Below are 18,100 nucleotides of genomic sequence, written 5' to 3' on the forward strand. Positions count from 1 at the left end.
CACGCGCACGACAGCATTCCCGCGGCCGCGGGGGTGCGCCTTGCGGACGACGCCCTCGAGCTCGCCCGCAAGGCGCTTTTGATTTTGGAAGGCCATCATGTTGCAACAACAATTCGTCAACGCGCTGTCGTTAGGCTGCGTGTATGCGCTGTTCGCGCTGGGGTTCACGCTGGTGTTCGGCGTCCTCGGCGTGATCAACCTGGCGCACGGCGCGGTGTTCATGCTGGGCGCGTACGCCGCGCTCAGCGTGATCAACAACTTCGCCCTGCCGCTGTGGGCGGCGATCGTCGTGGCCTGCGTGGTGGCCGGTGTGGTCGGGGTGATCATCGACGTGCTGGTGCTCAAGCCCCTGCGCCGTCGCAATGCGCCTCACCTGATTCCCATGATCGCCACCATCGGTGTGGGCATCATCATCAATAACGGCATCCAGGGCATCTTCGGCGCCAGCAACCTGCGCTTTCCGCACGGCACGGTGCCCGAGACGGCGCTCGAGATCGCAGGCCTGCACGTCACCGTCATCGAGCTCGGCATCATTTTCGTGTCGTTTGCGCTCATGGCCGTGCTGATGTTCGTGATGCACCGTACGCAGTTCGGCCGCGCCCTGCGCGCCATCGCCGAATCGCCGCGCGCGGCATCGCTTCTGGGCATCAACGTCGAACGGTTGTTTCTGGTGACTTCGTTCACCGCGTCGGCACTCGGCGGCATCGCCGGCGTGCTGATCGGCTTGTACTCCAACGCGCTTTTCCCCCTGATGGGCCAGCCGATGCTGCACAAAGGCATCGCGGTCATCATCCTGGGCGGCATGGGCGATATTCGTGGCGCCATGATCGGCGGCCTGTTCCTGGGTTTTGCGGAAGTGCTGTCGGTGGCCTATATCGGCTCGACGATGCGCGACGCGGTGGCGTTCGGCCTGCTGTTCCTCATCCTGCTGATTCGTCCGCAAGGTTTGTTCGGCAAAGTCGTTCAGCGCAAGGCATAAGTGATGAGTGGATTCGATACTTTCTGGGCCATTTACGGCAACCTGGTTCTCACGCTGGGCACCAACGCCTTGCTGGCGCTGTCGATCTGGCTGACGCTGGCGTGCGGCATGCTGGCGCTGGCCAATGCCGCCTTCATGGGCATCGGGGCTTACGCGGCCGCCTTGCTCACCATGAACTACGACGCGCCCTTTACCGTGGCGCTGGCGGGCGGCATGATCGCCCCGGCCATCGTGGCGGCGCTCATCGGGCTGCCCACCATCCGATTATCGGGCGTGTATCTCGCCATGGCCACGTTGGGGTTTGGCGAGGTCGTGCGGGTGACGATTCTGAATACCGAATCGGTGACCGGCGGCGCGCTCGGCCTGAACGGCATTCCGCAGTCGACGCAGTGGTGGCATGTGCTGCTGGCCGTGGTGCTGGTATTGCTCGTGCTATGGCGCCTGCGCCGCTCCAAGGTGGGCCGGGCCTTCGACGCCATTCGCGGCGACGAAACGGCCGCCAGCCTGATGGGCATCGACGTGCGCGCCAATAAGATGGCCGCGTTCGTACTGGGCGGCGCCATCGCCGGTCTGGCAGGCGCGCTCAATGCGCATCTGACGTTCTTCATCGGCCCCAGCGAATACGGTTTCGACCGCGGCGTGGAAATCTTGACGATGGCAATTTTGGGCGGTATCGGCGGCCTCACCGGCCCCATACTCGGCAGTGCCATCGTCACGGTGCTGCCCGAAATGCTGCGCGGTTTCGGCGATATCCGCCTGGTAGTCAACGGCGTGATCCTCGTTCTCATCGTGTTGTTCTTGCCGCAAGGTATCTGGGATCCGGTGCGCTTCAAGCGCTGGATGCGCAAGGGAGGCAAAGGCCATGCTTGAGTTGAAAGGCGTCTCTAAGAGTTTTGGCGGGTTGCACGTGCTGCGCGATGTGAACCTGTCGGTGCCGGAAGGCTCGATCTTCGGCCTGATCGGCCCAAATGGCGCGGGCAAGACCACGGTGTTCAACCTGATCACCGGGCTGCTGGCCCCCACGGCAGGATCGATCGAGTTTCAAGGCACGAGTTTGCTGGGTCAGCGGCCGCACCGCATCACGCGATCGGGCGTGGCGCGCACGTTCCAGAACATTCGCCTGTTCAAGGAAATGACGCTGCTCGAGAACGTGGTCGTGGGTGCCTACCGGCACATGAATTACGGGATCGCCGGCCTGCTGCTGAGCCTGCCGGGCTATCGCGAGCAAGAGCGCCGGGCGCGCGAGCGTGCGCTTGAGCTGCTGACGTGGATGCGTCTGGAGCACAAGGCCAACGACCTGGCCGACAACCTCTCGTACGGTGAACAGCGCCGTCTCGAAATCGCGCGTGCCCTGGCGACCGAGCCCAAGCTGCTGTTGCTCGACGAGCCGGTGGCCGGCATGAACACCGGCGAACGCGCCGAACTGATGCGCGAAATCATCGCGATCCGCGAGCGCGGCTACACGATCCTGATGATCGAGCACGACATGCGGTTCGTGATGGGCCTGTGCGAGCAGATCGCCGTGCTCAACTTCGGCAAGATCATCGCGTGTGGCGGCCCCGATGCCATCCGCAGCAACGAGGAAGTCATCGAGGCCTATCTGGGCCGAGAAGATGAAGACGATATGGAAACAACGGGAGCCCAGGCATGAGCGCGATGCTGGAAGTTCGTGGGCTGGAAGTCAATTACGGCCACATCGAAGCGGTGCGCGGCATCGACCTGGATCTGAACGCCAATGCCATTACGGCGCTGGTGGGCGCCAACGGCGCGGGCAAATCGACCACGCTGCTGGCGTTATCGGGCCTGTTGCCCAAGGCGCGCGGCAAGGTGCTGTTCGAAGGCGAAGACATCACCAAGCTGGCACCGCACCAGATCGTGGCGCGTGGCATCGTACAAGTGGCCGAAGGCCGCGCGATCCTGACCACGATGACCGTGCGTGAGAATCTGGAGCTGGGCGCGTATCGCCGCGGCTTGAAGAACGCCGGCACCGATCTCGAATACGTGTTTCATCTGTTTCCGCGCTTGAAAGAGCGGTTGGACGGCATCGCCGGCAACCTGTCGGGCGGTGAGCAACAGATGCTGGCCATCGGCCGTGCGCTGATGGCCAAACCGCGTTTGCTGTTGCTCGACGAACCGTCGATGGGCCTGGCGCCGATCGTCGTGCAGGACATCTTCCGCTCGCTGCGCGCCATCAATGGCGACGGACTCACCTTATTCCTCGTTGAACAAAACGTGCGTCAGGCGCTCAAGATCGCACAGCAAGGCTACGTGCTCGAAAACGGCGAAATGGCGCTGTCGGGCGAAGGCCGCAGTTTGCTGGGTCATCCGCGCGTGCTCGAGGCCTATCTGGGCGGTTGATCCCGGGTATCCTTGGCGGCATGACGCCTCATCGTTCCGTTATTCTCGAATCGCCTGTGGTGCTGTCGCCCGCAGGCGATTTTTCAATTCCGGCGGCCAACGCCGCAGGGCGTTCGTCCGGCAGCGGGCCTGCCAGCGAATCAGAATCCCCTCTTGCCCCGACTTCCGAGAACACCGTAGTGAATACGCCTGCCATCGCGGCAAACCCCTCTGCCATTGCCGTAAACACCCCTGCTATTTACATCGGCCGCTTTCAGCCGCCCACGCAAGCAGACTTCGCCGTTCTGCGGCGCATGGCAGCGCGGGGCGCGGGCGGCATCGTGGTGCTGGCCGGCAGCCACCAGGCGCCATCGCCGCGCCAGCCGTTCGACTGGCCCATGGTGGCGGCCCTGCTGGCGCAAGGGCTCTCGGCAGAAGAGCGGGCATGCTTGAGCGTGCTGCCGCTGCGCGATGAAGACACCGATAGCTTGTGGCGCGCCGCGTTGCAGCGCACCTTGGCAGACTTGGACCTGTGGCACGACGATACGCGCCCGGTGCTGGTAACGTCCGCCGAGATCGCGACGCTGCACGATATCGGCAAGCTGGCGGTGGCGTTGCATGCCGAGCATGTGCCCGTCGCGCCGGATTCCGCTGCAACCAGGGGTGCATCGAACGCCGGCATCGTCGAGGCCACGATCGAAGCAGCGCTACGCGATGTGCTCTTCGACGCAGATCCAGTTCCTCGAGGGTGTACTGCACCTGCCACCTTGCCCGATGCGGTCGTGGCCGACGTGCCCGCGCCGTTACACTTGCCGCTGACGCACTGGATGCAGACGCCGGCCTTCGCCGCGATCGCCGATGAGTGGCGTGTCTTGCGCGGATATCGTGAGGCCTGGTCGGTGGCGCCTTATCCGCCCATCTTCGTGACGGTGGACACGGTGGTGCATTGCGCGGGTCACGTGTTGCTCGTCGAACGCGGCCAACATCCCGGCAAGGGACTCTATGCCGTACCGGGCGGGTTTCTGGAGCCTTCGGAAACGGTGTTTGACGCTGCGGTGCGCGAGCTTTGCGAAGAGACCGGCTTGACGCTCGACATGGCGGCGGTCGACGCGATCTATCGTGGCGTTGCGGTCTTCGATCGGCCCGATCGCAGCCAACGGGGGCGCACGGTCACGCACGCGCACTACTTCGATCTAGGCGATGGGCCCCTGCCGCAAGTGGAGGGCGCCGACGATGCGATGGCCGCGCACTGGACGCCGATCGCCGACCTCGCGGGCCATGCCGATCGCTTTCTCGACGACCATTATCTGATCCTGGAGCATTTCCTGGCAATGCCGCGACCGGCGCCGGTGTGGGCGCCGCTGGCGGTATTCGGCTAGCGCGGCGCTCCAGAGACGATGGGCGCGGCGATCGGCCGGTGCCCTGAATCGCTCAGGCTCGGTTGCTGCCCAGCGCCTTTTCCACTGCGCCGCGCAGGCGGTCGAGCGTAAATGGCTTGGTCAGCACGGCGGTGAACGGCTCTTGCGCCAGGCCCGTATCGTTGAGCTCCGGCGCATACCCCGTCACGAACACGATCGGCAGGTCTGGACGCTTCTTGCGCGCCAGCCAGGCAATGTCCAGGCCGCTCATGCCCGGCATGCGCACGTCGGTCACCAATAGGTCGACACCGGCTTTGTCGCCCAGGTGGGTGATCGCTTCCTCGCCACTGGCAGCCTGGATCGAGGCGTGGCCCAGTTCCTGCAGGAATTCAGCCAGCAGCTCGCGAACCGCATCTTCGTCCTCGACAGCCAGGACGGTAATCGTTTTCGTGGGGGTAATCTGACTCATTGAGACGCCTATCGAATGCGGGGTGCGGATTGCAGGAGAACGACAGCATAGCAATCGGCGAGCCGGAACGAGAGGGTTGATGCGCCCGGTTACGTTGTTGCGTATTCGCTTGCGAGCGCAATATCCTGTACCCAGGCGGCGTAGGCGTCGGGCTTGGATTCCTCAGGCGCTCGCAGCAGTGCGGAAGGATGAAACGTGATGAGCACCGGCACGCCATCGGGCCGCGTCATCCATGTGCCGCGCTCGCGGGTGACCGCCACCGCCCGGCCGACGACGGCGCGCGCGGCCGTGGCCCCCATGGCAATGATGGCGGCGGGCTTGACCAGCGCGATTTCACGTTCGAGCCAATTGTCGGCGCACACGGCGGCTTCGTGCTGGGTGGGGGTTTTGTGAATCCGCCGCTTGCCGCGGGGTTCGAATTTGAAGTGCTTGACCGCATTGGTGACGTACATCACGCTGCGATCCCAACCCAGCTCGCCCAGCGCGCGATCGAAGAGCTTGCCCGCCGGTCCCACGAACGGGCGGCCCTGCAGATCCTCCTGGTCGCCCGGCTGTTCGCCCACGATCATCAGCCGTGCCTGATCGGGTCCTTCCCCGCAGACCGCCTGAGTCGCGTGCTCGCCGATGGGACAGGCTCGGCAACGTTCGGCGGCATGGCGCAAGGCCGCGAGCGTTTCGATCACCACGTCATCGCCCAACGGCTGCGTGTGGATCGTCGAGGCATCGGCGATCGCCGGACCGTTGCGCGGTCGGCGTTTGGCGGGCACGGTGGCGTCGCGGTCGATCATGTCCTGCGTGCGGTGGGCGGCCTCGGCGGTGAGCGGTGCGATCAGCACGGCCTCGGGCAGATTGGCCCAATACCGGCGCGGCATTTCCTTTTCCATCATTTTCACCTTCAAGCGCGCAGGATTGAAGATGTGCTTGTAATAGGTGAGCCACAACTGCTCGCCGGCGTCGGCCTCCGGTGCTTGATCGCGCCGTGCGCCGCCCGTGAACGACAGCGTATGCGTGTCCCATTGCACACAACGCTCGGGCGTCATGATGGCCCACCGCATACTGGTGAAACGCTTCTGGAAGAACGGCGTGACCGCGTCCACGATGTGATGCAAGGGTTCGAACCACGCCACATGCACCGGTTCGCCGCCATCGGGATCGGCGATCGGGCGAAAGCGCACGAAAGCTTTCATCTTGTGCAGGTCGCGGCGCACTTCGCGAGCCATGTCTTCGAGGCGCAGCCGGTCGGGGTCGAGCGTGTCTTCGCGCAGGGAAGGCTGGTGCACGAGCCGCCATAACATCCGGTACAGCAAGGCGAAACGATGCGGTTCGCGATGCAGAATCACGGTCTCGCACCATTGCAGAAAGAATGCCGGCACGCGGGGCGCGTTTGCAGGCACGGGGCTATCGGCCGGCACGGCGGGCAGGGTGTCGGGCCCGGCGGCAAACAGATCGCCAGTGCGGCCCTCGGCAAGCATCCACGTTACCTGCTGCGGCGGCACTTCGGCGATGAGCAACGCGCGGGCTTGGGTCCGAAAGCCGGCAAGATCGGTGGCACTCTCGAGCACGGCCGTGCGCATCGAGGGTGAGGGGATGGGTAACGGGGCCTGGGACATCTCGACTCAACGCTAAGCGGTGACGGCCTCGCGCCGCGCCGGCACGTCGTCAAACAGGCCGCGCTGGGCAGGAGCCGGCGTCGTCGCTACGCGCGGGGCCAGGGACGCCGGGCCAGTCGCCTGTTGCGCCGTTCGAAACTCGGCGCGCGGGGCAGGCCGATCAACCGCCGCGAACGGCACGCGTTTTTCTTCAGGGAGCGCGGCCCACAGACCGGCATCGGGTTCCGGCCCGCCGTCGCCATCCGACCCGGACACCGGCGCCGCTTCCCGCTCGTCGAACAACCCGCCTTGTGCCGGTGGCGGACGCAACCGCTGCGCCAGATCGGCCGCATCGAGGGTGCGGCCGGGATGGTGATCGAGCACACAGATGAAGGGCATGATCTTCTTCAGCGACACATGAAGCCGGGACAGATCATCCAGGCGCAAGCGTCGCACCCGGCGCGTTTGCACCAGCCGCTCGATCGTTTTGACCCCAAGGCCCGGCACGCGCAAAAGCAATTCCTTCGGCGCGCGGTTGAGATCGACTGGAAATTTCTCGCGATGCGCCAGTGCCCAGGCCAGCTTGGGATCGATATCGAGATCGAGCATGCCGTCGCCGGCCGACACGATTTCGTGATGTTCGAAGCCGTAGAAACGCATCAGCCAGTCGGCTTGATACAGCCGGTGCTCGCGCATCATCGGCGGCGCCGCCAGTGGCAACGCCCGCGCGGCATCCGGAATCGGGCTGAACGCGGAGTAGTACACCCGCCGCAAGCGGTACGACCCGTAAAGCGTGGCACTTGCCGTCAGGATCGTGCGATCGTCGGTCGCGTCGGCACCGACGATCATCTGCGTGCTCTGGCCGCCCGGTGCGAAGCGCGGCGCGGCGGCGCGCCGGGGTGGCGTTTGCGGGCGCGAGGTGGACGCGGTGGCCGGCTGGGCGGCACTGCGGGCGTCATCGCGTGCATTATCGATATGCACGCGCAATCGCGCCATGCTGCGCCGAATCCCGGCGCTGTCTTTTTCGGGGGCCAACGCGTGCAGGCTTTGCGTGGTGGGCAGCTCGACGTTGATGCTCAACCGATCCGCATATTTACCGGCGCGCGCCAGCAGATCGTCGCTGGCGTCGGGAATGGTTTTGAGATGGATGTAGCCGCGGAAATCGTGATCTTCCCGCAGGCTGCGCGCCACTTCGACCACCTGCTCCATCGTGTAATCGGAATCGCGGATGATGCCGGAGCTGAGGAACAATCCTTCGATGCAATTGCGCCGGTAAAAATCCAGCGTGAGCTGCACCACTTCTTCAACCGTGAAGCGCGCGCGCTGCACATTGCTGCTCACGCGGTTCACGCAGTACTGGCAGTCGTACAGGCAATAGTTGGTGAGCAAGATCTTGAGCAGCGAAATGCATCGGCCATCGGGCGCATAGCTGTGGCAGATACCCATTCCTTCAGTCGAGCCGATCCCCCGGCCGCCCACTGAATCCCGCTTGGACGACCCGCTGGAGGCGCACGACGCGTCGTATTTGGCCGCGTCGGCAAGAATGGCTAACTTTCGATTTAAAGTCACTGTACAAATATACAGTAAATCGGAAAAGCAAGCAGGCCTGGTCCATCCTGGATGCGGCAGGACATGGCTTGCAGGCCGGGCTGGGAGAGCATCACCAGGGCGTCACCAGGTCGTGACCAGAGCGTGCAGTGGGGCAGCCGCCACCGCAGGCGCCTTGCACGGGCGGCCTGCGTTGCGGTGCTACGCCAATCCGTACCAGTGCAGTCCGGTCTCGTCGTTGGAGCATGCGCAAATATGTTCGCGGCCGTAATGGACGACGAATGCGCCGTGAGTCGCCGGTGCGAGGGCTTCGACGAAGGCACGAATATCCTTCATGCCGGCTTCGAGCTGACCGGGAGCGAAATGGCACACCATCTGCAGCGCGACTGGCCACGGGGGCCGGTTGTCGAGCATTGAAAGCTCAGGTCGCCAAATTACATCATTGACTGCAACGTACAGTTTGGAAGCAGCAAACTCGCCAAACAAGCCTTCATCATCTTCCGCAATATGCGGCACACCTGCCAGTTCCAGCGCGGTTTTGACTTCAGAGCGTATAACTTTGCTATTTGCTTCCAACACCATCATCGCCGTCATGAGCGTCTCCTTTTTCAACGGAAAGATTCAATCTAGCGACCGGGTCTAGTCGCTTTGCTAGGATTGTCCTTCTAATCCCCGCGTAAGCAGCATTTAGACGGGTCGTTGTGGTGCCAATAAGTCGACGTTTGCCGGGCGGCCCTGTAGGTCCAATTTCGCGACAGGCGCGGGCGTCGACGCGATGCGGCGGCCGGCACGCCACACGCCCAGGCGCGTTGCGCGCAGGCGAATCGCTTCGATCGGATCGCGGGCATGCAGCAACACGAAGTCGGCGCGGCGGCCGACCTCCAGACCCGTTTCGGTGAGCCCCATGATGGTGGCCGGCGTCGTGGTGACGGCCTCGAAGCAACTGAGCATCGCATCGCGGCTCGTCATCTGGCCCACGTGCAAGCCCATGTGCGCCACTTCCAGCATGTCGCCCGATCCCAGGCTGTACCAGGGATCCATCGCACAGTCCTGACCGAAGGCCACCGGTACGCCGGCCGCCAGCAGTTCGGGCACGCGCGTCATGCCGCGACGCTTCGGGTACGTGTCGTGGCGGCCTTGCAATGTGATGTTGATGAGCGGATTGGCGATGGCGGCCACGCCTGCTTCGCGGATCAGCGGAATCAGCTTGGAGACGTAGTAGTTGTCCATCGAATGCATTGACGTCAGATGCGAGCCCACGACACGGCCCTGCAATCCCAGACGTTGCGTGTGAAACGCCAGCGTCTCGATATGTCGCGACATCGGATCGTCAGACTCGTCGCAATGCATGTCCACGCGCAGGCCGCGTTCGGCGGCCAGCTCGCACAGCAGGCGTACCGATTCGGCACCATCGGCCATCGTGCGCTCAAAGTGCGGGATGCCGCCCACCACGTCCACCCCCATGTCCAGCGCGCGCACCAGATTGGCCATGGCACCGGGCGCGCGCAAGATGCCGTCTTGCGGAAACGCGACCAATTGCAGATCGAGATACGGCTTCACTTTTTCGCGCACGTGCAGCAAGGCCTCGGTGGCGAGCAGGCGCGGATCGCAAACGTCCACATGCGAGCGCACGGCCAGCAGGCCCCGCGATACCGCCCAATCACAGTAGGCCAGCGCACGTTCGACCAACGCGTCTTGCGTGAGCAGGGGTTTGAGTTCGCCCCACAGCGCGATGCCTTCGAGCAGGGTGCCCGATTGATTGACCCGCGGCAGTCCATAGGAGAGCGTGGAGTCCATATGGAAATGCGCGTCGATGAACGGCGCGCTCAGCAGGCAGCCGGCGGCATCGACGATCTCGCCGGCTTGCGCGGCGATGTTGCGGTCGATGGCCACGATGCGGCCATCGCGCACGCCGATATCGATATCGGTGCGGCCGTCGGGCAGCACGCAGTGTTTCAGAAGCAGATCGAACATCGTTTCATCACCTTGAACGGGACGCCGGCCGTGCGCAGAGGGCGCGGCCGGCTGGGCGGCGCGCTAGCGCTCACCTTTGCGATAGGGTTTCATCAGTGCCTGCGGGTAAGCCGCACGGCGTGCCATCACCACCAGGGCCAGAATCGACAGCACATAGGGCAGCATCAGGTACACCTGGTACGGCAGTTCGGGAATGCCGGGCAGGCTTCCCGCGCCCTGCTGCACGCGCAGCTGGAGCGCGTCGAAAAACGCAAAAATCAGGGCGCCCAGCAAGGCTTTGCCCGGCCGCCACGAGGCAAACACCACCAGCGCCACGCACACCCAGCCGCGGCCATTGACCATATTGAAGAAGAACGCGTTGAAGGCCGCCAGGGTGAGAAAGCTGCCGGCGATGCCCATGAGGCTCGAGCCGGCAACGATGGCACCCATGCGCAGGCGCGTGACCGATAAGCCCTGGCCTTCAGCGGCGGCCGGATTCTCGCCCACCATACGCAGCGCCAGGCCCACCGGTGTGCGGTTGAGCATCCAGGCGATGAGCGGCACCGCGAGCAGCGCCAGCAAGGTCAACGGCGTCTGCGCGCCGAGGATGGGACCGATGACCGGGATGGCGTCGAAAAAATGCATTTCGCCAAACGGTGTGATGGTGGGCGGCGTGGTGACGCTGGGCAGGCTGACGCGATAAGCGAATGCGGAGAGGCTGGTGGCCAGCAGCGTGATGCCAAGCCCCGACACGTGTTGGGACAGGCCCAGGGGCACCGTCAGAATCGCATGCAACAGCCCGAATATTGCCCCCGTGAACGCAGCGGCCAGCACGCCCAGCCAGAGCGGTGCGCCCAGATACACGGCGAGCCAGCCGGTGAAGGCGCCCGCCACCATGATGCCCTCTATCCCCAGGTTTAGCACGCCGGCGCGCTCGCACAGAAGCACGCCCAGGGTGCCCAGAATCAGTGGCGTGGCCAGGCGCAGGACGGCAATCCAGAATGCGCTCGAGCCCAGTAGATCCATCCATTCCATGATGTTCGTCCTTGGCCGTTAGCCGCGCCGCACGCGGTATTGCGCGAACAGGGTGGCGACCAGCATCGTGAGGAGCGATACCGCCACGATGACGTCGGCAATGTAATTGGGCACCGCGATCGCGCGGCTCATGCTGTCGGCACCCACGAGCATGCCCGCCACGAACACGCTCGCGGCAATGACGCCCAGCGGATGCAGGCCGGCCAGCATGGCCACCACGACACCGGTGTAGCCGTAGCCGGGCGACATATCGAGCGTGACGTAGCTGGTGCGGCCCGCCACCTCGATGGCACCTGCCAGGCCGGCGAGCGCGCCCGACAGCATGGCCGTGCCGAGCATCACGCGCGTGACCGGCAATCCCAGAAACCGCGAGGCATGCGCATTGGCGCCTACCGACCGCATCTTGAATCCAAACACGGTGTAGCGATTGATGAGCCACAGCGCGATCGCCAGGCCCACAGCCCATAGCAGCCCGGTGTGGGCCCGCGTGCGTGCGATGAGCTTGCTGAACTCCAGATCGGGGTTGAGCGCGACCGACTGCGGCCAGCCCATGGCCATCGGATCTTTCATGGCGCCATCCAGCAGCATCGACACGAACAGCAGCACGATGAAGTTGCCCAGGAGTGTGGTGACGACTTCGTCCACACCCAGACGCGTCTTCAATAAAGCCGGGATCAACAGCAATAGCGCGCCGGCGAGCGCGGCCGCCAGCATCATGCCCACGGCCAATACGGGCAGGGGCACATCCAGCCCTACGCCGCCATGCATGCCGCCCACGGCCACGGCTGCCAAGGCACCCAGGTAGAGTTGGCCTTCGGCGCCGATGTTGTAGAACCGGGCGCGAAAGGCCACGGCGCAGGCGAGACCGGTGAGCATGATGGGCGTGGCGCGCGTGAGCGTCTCGGCCCAGGCGAAACGCGATCCGAATGCGCCCTCGAACAGCAGCACATACGTGCGGCCCACGGGGGCGCCGGCCCAGGCGACGAGCAGGGCGCAGATGATGAGGGTGCACGCCACGGCAGCCAACGGGGCAATGGCCATGGCAACCCGGCTGGGTTCGGGGCGGCGCTCGAGCGAGTACTTCATACGGCGGCAGTCAGGTCGGAATGAGAAACGGCGGCGAAGTCGGGCAGGGCACCCGTCATGGCCAGGCCGACGGTAGCGGGCGTCCAGTCGCCCACCGGGCGATCGGCCACCAGTCGGCCGGCGCACAGCACGGCGATTCGATCCGCCAGGGCAAAGATCTCGTCCAGATCTTCAGAGACGAGCAGAATCCCGGCGCCGCGTTCGCGCGCAGCGAGCAAGCGCTCACGCACATAAGCGACCGCACCCACATCCAGGCCCCACGTGGGCTGGTCGGCGACGATCAGGCGCGGCTCGCGCGACAAGGCACGGCCAAGGATCAGTTTCTGCATATTGCCGCCGGACAGGCTGCGCGAGCGCACGTCCAGCGAGGCGGCGCGCACGTCGAACTGCTCAACCAAAGATTGCGCAAAGGCGCGGCCGGCACCGGCGCGTATCAGGCCGAAGCGGGCGAAGCGGGATTCGTGCAGGTCTTCGACGATGGCGTTCTCCCATAACGGGTTATCGCCGATCAGACCTTCATGGTGACGGTCTTCGGGGATGCGGCCTACGCCGGCGGCCGTCCATTGCGCCGGTGTCTGCGGCGCGGGGGCATGCTCAGGGCCAAGACGGATCGTGCCGTCATGCGGACGTGCCATGCCGGTCAGCACCGACACCAGCGCATGCTGGCCGTTGCCCGCCACACCGGCGATCGCCACGATTTCATGCCGGTGCACGGTGAGATCCACGGCGTCGAGCTTGGGTGCGGCACCGCGGCCGCCGCGCACGGTCACTTGCGACAGCGTGACGACAGGGCTGGCCTGTTCGGCGCGCATCGTCGCTTGCGCCCGAGGCAGGACCACTTTGCGGCCCACCATCAGCTCGGCCAGTTCGGCGGGCGAGGTGGCGCGCGTATCGCGTTCGGCCACCAGCTTGCCCCGGCGCAGCACCGCCACGCGGTGCGACACCGCCATCACTTCATCGAGCTTGTGCGAGATGAACACTACGGCCAGCCCCTCGGCGATGAAGCCGCGCAAGGTGGCGAAGAGGCCATCGACTTCCTGCGGGGTGAGCACCGCCGTGGGTTCATCCAGAATCAGAATTCGGGCGCCGCGATACAGCGCCTTCAGTATTTCGACCCGCTGCTTTTCGCCTACCGAGAGATCGGCGACGCGCGCTTTCGGGTCCACGGCCAGACCGAACCGTGCACCGAGTGCGACCAGCTTTTTGCTGGCCTGGCGGCGGCGCGAGGCGAGCCGCCACAGCGATTCGGTGCCCACCATCACGTTGTCCAGCACCGTCAGGTTATCGGCCAGCGTGAAATGCTGATGCACCATGCCCACACCGGCGGCCAGCGCCGCTTCGGGTTTGCCGGGCGCAAGCGGCTGGCCGAACACCTCGATCTCGCCTGCGTCGGCCATGTAGTGGCCGAACAGGATAGACACGAGCGTCGATTTGCCCGCGCCGTTTTCGCCCAGCAGCGCCAGCACTTCGCCGGGTGCCACCGTCAGCGACACATCGTCGTTGGCGGTCAGGGTGCCGAAGCGTTTGGTGATGCCGCGCAGGGCGAGTGCCGGTGCGACGGCGGCAGGCGAAGCGGCGTTCATTTTGCGGGCTTGGGCTCGCTGTCCACAACCTTGACTTCGAACGAGCCATCCAGAATGGCTTTTTGCTTGGCGTCGACGCGGGCCTTCAATTCAGCCGGGATTTTGGATTCGAATGTGCCCAACGGCGCCAGCGAAGAACCCTTGTATTTCATCATCGAGTACTCGCCGAATTCGGCCGGCTTGAACGTGCCTTCGCGCACTTGCTTGAGCGCGAGGTCGATCGTGGGCTGCATGTCCCACAAGGCCGAGGCCACCACGGTATCCGGATACTGGCTTTGCGTATTGACCACGTTGCCGATGGCCAGCTTGCCGCGTTCCTTGGCCGCGTCCGACACGCCGAAGCGCTCGGCGTACAGCACATCCGCGCCCTGGTCGATCATGGCGAATGCGGCTTCCTTGGCCTTCGGGGGATCGAACCACGAGCCGATGAAGCTCACGGTAAAGGTGGCGTCGGGTCGCGTCTCCCGCGCGCCGGCGATGAAGGCGTTCATCAATCGGTTCACTTCGGGGATGGGATAGCCCCCCACCAAGCCGATCTTGCCGGTCTTGGTCATGCCGCCTGCGATCATGCCGGTGAGATACGCAGGTTCCTGGATGTAGTTGTCGAACACCGAGAAGTTGGGCTTCTGCGGCTTGCCCGACGAACCCATCAGGAAGCCGGTATCGGGGTAGTCGCGCGCCACCTTGCGGGCAGCCGCTTCCACGGCGAACGCTTCGCCCACGATCAGCTTGTTGCCTTGCTCGGCGTACTGGCGCACCACACGTTCATAGTCGGCATTGGTCACGTTTTCCGAATACACATAGTCGATCTCGCCCCGCGCCTTGGCGGCGTTAAGGGCCGTGTGAATCCGCGACACCCACTGTTGCTCGACGGGCACGGTGTAGACGGCGGCAACGCGCGTCTTGGCCGCTTGCGCATGGACCGGACCGCTCAGGGCGAAGGCGGCAATCACGCCCACGCCGAGCTTGAGGGCGTGGCGTCGTGCGGCGAGGGTGGCCGGAAAGCGGGAGACGAATGACATGGTGACAAGGTCCTTTTCGGATCGAAAGCTAGGAATGAGCAAGCAGCGCCAGGGGTGGCATACCGCGGATGTCTTCGGCACGTCAAGGATGGCGCGCGCAGGGCTTACGATCATGCAAAATGTATGCCATTACAACGTCTATTCGCACTCCGAGATGGAAGGCGGAGGACGTTGCACTCTTTTGATGCAAGGTTGCACAACGCGCCCCAAGTTGGGGCATGAGCGTTGCAAAGCGCGCCATTATAGGGCGTTCGGCGTGTCGGCCGACGCGCGCATAATGACGCTTCACATAAGATCGCTGCCGTCGCCTGCAACAGGCGTGCGTCCAGCGGTCACTCCTGGAGATTGAGCGATGCGTATGTTGTTCCTGGGTGCCGGCGGCACGGGCGGCTATTTCGGCGGACGGGCGGCACAGGCCGGCGCCGACGTCACATTCCTCGTGCGCGAAAAGCGTGCGCAGGCGTTGCGTGCAGAAGGCTTGCGCATCGAGAGCCCGCTGGGTGATGCCGTGGTTCATCCCAAGATCGTGACGCAGAACGAACTCAAGGAGGATTACGATCTTGTGGTGCTGAGCTGCAAGGCCTACGACCTGGATGCCGCCATCGAAGCCATCGCACCGGCTGTCGGCGAGCACACCACCATTTTGCCGATCATGAACGGCGTGGCGCATTACGAGGTGCTCGATACGCGATTCGGCGCCCATCGCGTGCTGGGCGGCCTGTGTCAGATCAGTGCCACGCTGGGCGAAGGTGGGGTGGTGCGTCATCTGAACAAGGGCGCGGCCATGACCTTTGGCGAGCGCACCGGCGACCACAACAGCGCGCGCAGCCAGGCCATCGTGGCCGCGCTCGGCCAGGCGGGCTTCGACCTCACCAACAGCGCGAATATCTACCAGGCGATCTGGGAGAAGTTCACGTTTCTGACCTCACTCGCGGCGGCGACCTGCCTGATGCGCGGTACGGTGGGCGAGATCGCCTCTACGCAAGATGGCCTGGACATCCTGCGCGGCCTGATCGCCGAAACGCAAGCGGTGGCCACCGCCATGACGCATCCGGTAAGCGCCGAAGCCGACGCGCGCACCAGCAAAATGATGCTCGATCCGAATTCGCCGATGACGGCCTCGATGTTCCGCGATCTGCAGGGCGGCCAGCAAGTCGAGGCCGATCACATCGTGGGCGACATGGCGGCCCGGGCGCGCACGCTGGGCATCGAAACACCGTATCTGCGCACGGCGTATTGCCATTTGCAGGTGTACCAGAACCGGCGCGCGAAGCAGGCGCAGGCTGCCGAGAAAACGGCTTGATCCGCATGCGAGAAAGGGTGCCACGATGAACGACTCCGCAAGCTCACAGGCTTCCATTGGCGCCGGCGCACCGGCGTCTGCGCGGCCCACGTTGTACCTCGCGGGGTTCGACGTGTTTCGCGCCGATGCGGTGGCGTGGGGCGAGCGGCTGAAGGCGGCGTGCGCCGAGCACGGTTTCGAGGGCTTGTATCCGCTGGACAATGCCGCGCCCGCTGACGTGAGCGGGCCGGCATTGGCCGAGTGGATCTACGAAGGCAATGTGGCGCTGATCCGCCGCGCCGATGCCGTGCTGGCCAACGTCAACGCGTTTCGCGGTTACGAACCCGATTCGGGCACCGCGTTCGAGATCGGCTATGCGACCGCGCTTGGCAAACCGGTGTGGATGTATATGGACGGCGACGCCGCCATCGTGGATCAGGTACCGGGGCAATCGGACCCACACGACGCTCACCGCAAGGTGGACGCTGAAGGCTATACGATCGAAGACTTCGGATTGCCACGCAATCTGATGCTCGCGTGTGCGGGGCGCATCGTGCCCGGCGATGTCTTCGATTGCCTGGCCGCCATGGTGCGTCGGGGAACGTTGGGACGTTGATCGACCGGCGGTGACGACGGCCTCGCAAGCGATGCGCGAGCGTAGCCGTCGTACAGGTCGATCGACGTTGCGCGGCGCTTCGCCCGTCAGCTGACGGGTCGATCGCCCGCGATCAAGCCTCGGCGGTCTTCGCCTTTTTCTTTTTCTTTTCGGGCAAGGCCAGCATGGTGCCGCGGCAGGTGGCCGCGCCGCACAGGCACAGGTAGTCGCGCTTCATCTGCTTGGTGATCTTGTCTTCCATCACCAGGCCGTAGTCGTAAAACAGCTCTTCGCCGCGCGGGATATCGCGCAAGGCGACCACATACACGCGCTTGCCGTGCCGGCCTTCTTCAGTCTGGCAATTGGGGGCGCACGCATGATTGATCCAGCGGGCATCGTTGCCTTGGTCGCCGCCATCGATCACCTGACCGCTGCTCAATGCGAAGAAAAACGTGTGAAAAGGATCGTCCGGATTGGTGGGATGCCGCCGATCCGCTTCCTCGGGTGAAATGCGTGCGCCACCGTATTCGATGATGCGGGTGCCTTCGGGGATCTTGCGGGCGGCGAAGACGCCGTTGCCATGCAGCTTGGAGCGGCGCACGGTGTACCAGGGCTTTTCGGTGACGAGGGTCATTGCGTGTGGGCGGTGTTGCGACAGTGGGCGCGACGCGCCGCAGAGACCGGATTATATCGGCGCAGCGCGAAAGCGCATGTGTGGCGTGCGCCAATCGCACACGCGCCGGCACTTAGGCAGGCAACTCCGCATGCACGTCTAACCGCTGTGCGCGATCGGCAGCAAGGTTTCCTTCAGCCGCCGCAAGACGAAGCAGGATTTGCTGTGCCGAATGCCCGGGATGCGATAAAGCTGCTCGCGCAGCATGCGTTCGTAGTCGCGTGTATCGCGCACGGCGATCCGAATGTAGTAGTCGTAGTCGCCCGACACCAGGAACGCCTCCAGCACTTCAGGGATGGCCGACAAGGCCTTGCCGAATTCATATAGCGTTTCGTCGCTGTGGCTCTCGAGCGTCACATGCACGATCACCGTATCCATGAATCCCAGGCTCGCCGGATCGATGTCGACCGTGTAGCCGCGGATGACCCCGGCGCCTTCCATGCGTTTGATGCGATTCCAGCAGGGTGTGGACGATAGCCCGACGGCAGCGCCGATCTCGGCCAGACTCGCGCGCGCATTGCGTTGCAGGACCTGCAAAATGGCCAGATCGAACTTGTCGAGATTCATTTTCTTCGCCTTCGGGGATATGAA

General features: G+C 64.4%; 17 protein-coding genes and 1 pseudogene. 7 read left to right on the plus strand and 11 right to left on the minus strand.

Annotated features, from left to right (window positions below):
• Positions 1–97 precede the first annotated feature (97 nt).
• Genes EYW45_RS04005 through EYW45_RS04025 form a run of 5 tightly spaced genes read left to right on the plus strand, consistent with a single transcriptional unit; the run spans position 98 to position 4,695 of the window.
• On the plus strand, positions 98–979 hold the full coding sequence (locus EYW45_RS04005) for a branched-chain amino acid ABC transporter permease (RefSeq protein ID WP_161134081.1): 882 nt from the start codon (positions 98–100) through the stop codon (positions 977–979).
• A gap of 3 nt (positions 980–982) precedes the next feature.
• A complete protein-coding gene (locus EYW45_RS04010) occupies positions 983–1,849 on the plus strand; it encodes a branched-chain amino acid ABC transporter permease (RefSeq protein ID WP_161134082.1) in 867 nt (288 codons plus the stop codon).
• Entirely contained in the window at positions 1,842–2,630 is a 789-nt protein-coding gene (locus tag EYW45_RS04015) for an ABC transporter ATP-binding protein (protein WP_161134083.1), read from the plus strand. The genes EYW45_RS04010 and EYW45_RS04015 overlap by 8 nt, the downstream gene beginning before the upstream one ends.
• Entirely contained in the window at positions 2,627–3,337 is a 711-nt protein-coding gene (locus EYW45_RS04020) for an ABC transporter ATP-binding protein (RefSeq protein WP_161134084.1), read from the plus strand. The genes EYW45_RS04015 and EYW45_RS04020 overlap by 4 nt, the downstream gene beginning before the upstream one ends.
• 20 nt (positions 3,338–3,357) lie before the next feature.
• The gene (locus EYW45_RS04025) at positions 3,358–4,695 is read left to right on the plus strand and encodes an NUDIX domain-containing protein (RefSeq protein ID WP_161134085.1); all 1,338 of its coding nucleotides are present in this window, start codon (positions 3,358–3,360) and stop codon (positions 4,693–4,695) included.
• A 52-nt stretch (positions 4,696–4,747) separates the two neighbouring features.
• Here EYW45_RS04025 and EYW45_RS04030 read toward each other — a convergent pair whose 3' ends face one another.
• The 9 genes and pseudogenes from EYW45_RS04030 to EYW45_RS04070 form a co-directional block, all read right to left on the minus strand.
• Positions 4,748–5,143, minus strand: coding sequence for a response regulator (locus EYW45_RS04030; protein WP_161134086.1), 396 nt, complete (start codon positions 5,141–5,143; stop codon positions 4,748–4,750).
• A gap of 89 nt (positions 5,144–5,232) precedes the next feature.
• Positions 5,233–6,753, minus strand: a complete 1,521-nt coding sequence (locus tag EYW45_RS04035; RefSeq protein ID WP_235938834.1) for a UdgX family uracil-DNA binding protein — start codon at positions 6,751–6,753, stop codon at positions 5,233–5,235.
• A 273-nt stretch (positions 6,754–7,026) separates the two neighbouring features.
• A pseudogene (locus tag EYW45_RS04040) lies at positions 7,027–8,301 on the minus strand (putative DNA modification/repair radical SAM protein); the annotation flags it as partial.
• A 180-nt stretch (positions 8,302–8,481) separates the two neighbouring features.
• Positions 8,482–8,874 carry a hypothetical protein gene (locus EYW45_RS04045; RefSeq protein WP_161134088.1) on the minus strand — a complete coding sequence of 131 codons (393 nt, stop codon included), beginning with the start codon at positions 8,872–8,874 and terminating at the stop codon, positions 8,482–8,484.
• A gap of 93 nt (positions 8,875–8,967) precedes the next feature.
• Positions 8,968–10,254, minus strand: coding sequence for an amidohydrolase family protein (locus EYW45_RS04050; protein ID WP_161134089.1), 1,287 nt, complete (start codon positions 10,252–10,254; stop codon positions 8,968–8,970).
• A gap of 63 nt (positions 10,255–10,317) precedes the next feature.
• On the minus strand, positions 10,318–11,268 hold the full coding sequence (locus EYW45_RS04055; RefSeq protein ID WP_202444576.1) for an ABC transporter permease: 951 nt from the start codon (positions 11,266–11,268) through the stop codon (positions 10,318–10,320).
• A gap of 18 nt (positions 11,269–11,286) precedes the next feature.
• Entirely contained in the window at positions 11,287–12,354 is a 1,068-nt protein-coding gene (locus EYW45_RS04060; protein WP_161134090.1) for an ABC transporter permease, read from the minus strand.
• Positions 12,351–13,937, minus strand: a complete 1,587-nt coding sequence (locus EYW45_RS04065; protein ID WP_161134091.1) for an ABC transporter ATP-binding protein — start codon at positions 13,935–13,937, stop codon at positions 12,351–12,353. The genes EYW45_RS04060 and EYW45_RS04065 overlap by 4 nt, the downstream gene beginning before the upstream one ends.
• Positions 13,934–14,959 carry a BMP family protein gene (locus EYW45_RS04070; protein ID WP_161134092.1) on the minus strand — a complete coding sequence of 342 codons (1,026 nt, stop codon included), beginning with the start codon at positions 14,957–14,959 and terminating at the stop codon, positions 13,934–13,936. Before EYW45_RS04070 ends, EYW45_RS04065 begins: the two co-directional genes overlap by 4 nt.
• Positions 14,960–15,311: 352 nt before the next feature.
• On the opposite strand from EYW45_RS04070, the gene panE reads away from it, so the two are divergent.
• Complete coding sequence (gene panE / locus EYW45_RS04075) at positions 15,312–16,262, plus strand: 2-dehydropantoate 2-reductase (protein WP_161134093.1); 951 nt, start codon at positions 15,312–15,314, stop codon at positions 16,260–16,262.
• A 25-nt stretch (positions 16,263–16,287) separates the two neighbouring features.
• On the plus strand, positions 16,288–16,857 hold the full coding sequence (locus EYW45_RS04080) for a nucleoside 2-deoxyribosyltransferase (protein ID WP_161134094.1): 570 nt from the start codon (positions 16,288–16,290) through the stop codon (positions 16,855–16,857).
• A gap of 112 nt (positions 16,858–16,969) precedes the next feature.
• On the opposite strand, the gene EYW45_RS04085 is transcribed toward EYW45_RS04080, so the two are convergent.
• Together EYW45_RS04085 and EYW45_RS04090 are read right to left on the minus strand one after the other, a co-directional pair.
• Positions 16,970–17,470 carry an SET domain-containing protein gene (locus EYW45_RS04085; protein ID WP_161134095.1) on the minus strand — a complete coding sequence of 167 codons (501 nt, stop codon included), beginning with the start codon at positions 17,468–17,470 and terminating at the stop codon, positions 16,970–16,972.
• 138 nt (positions 17,471–17,608) lie between these two features.
• Positions 17,609–18,076, minus strand: coding sequence for an Lrp/AsnC family transcriptional regulator (locus EYW45_RS04090; RefSeq protein ID WP_161134096.1), 468 nt, complete (start codon positions 18,074–18,076; stop codon positions 17,609–17,611).
• Positions 18,077–18,100: the final 24 nt, after the last annotated feature.

The sequence above is a fragment of the Schauerella aestuarii genome, assembly GCF_009866805.1.
GTDB classification, from domain to species: Bacteria; Pseudomonadota; Gammaproteobacteria; order Burkholderiales; family Burkholderiaceae_B; genus Schauerella; species Schauerella aestuarii.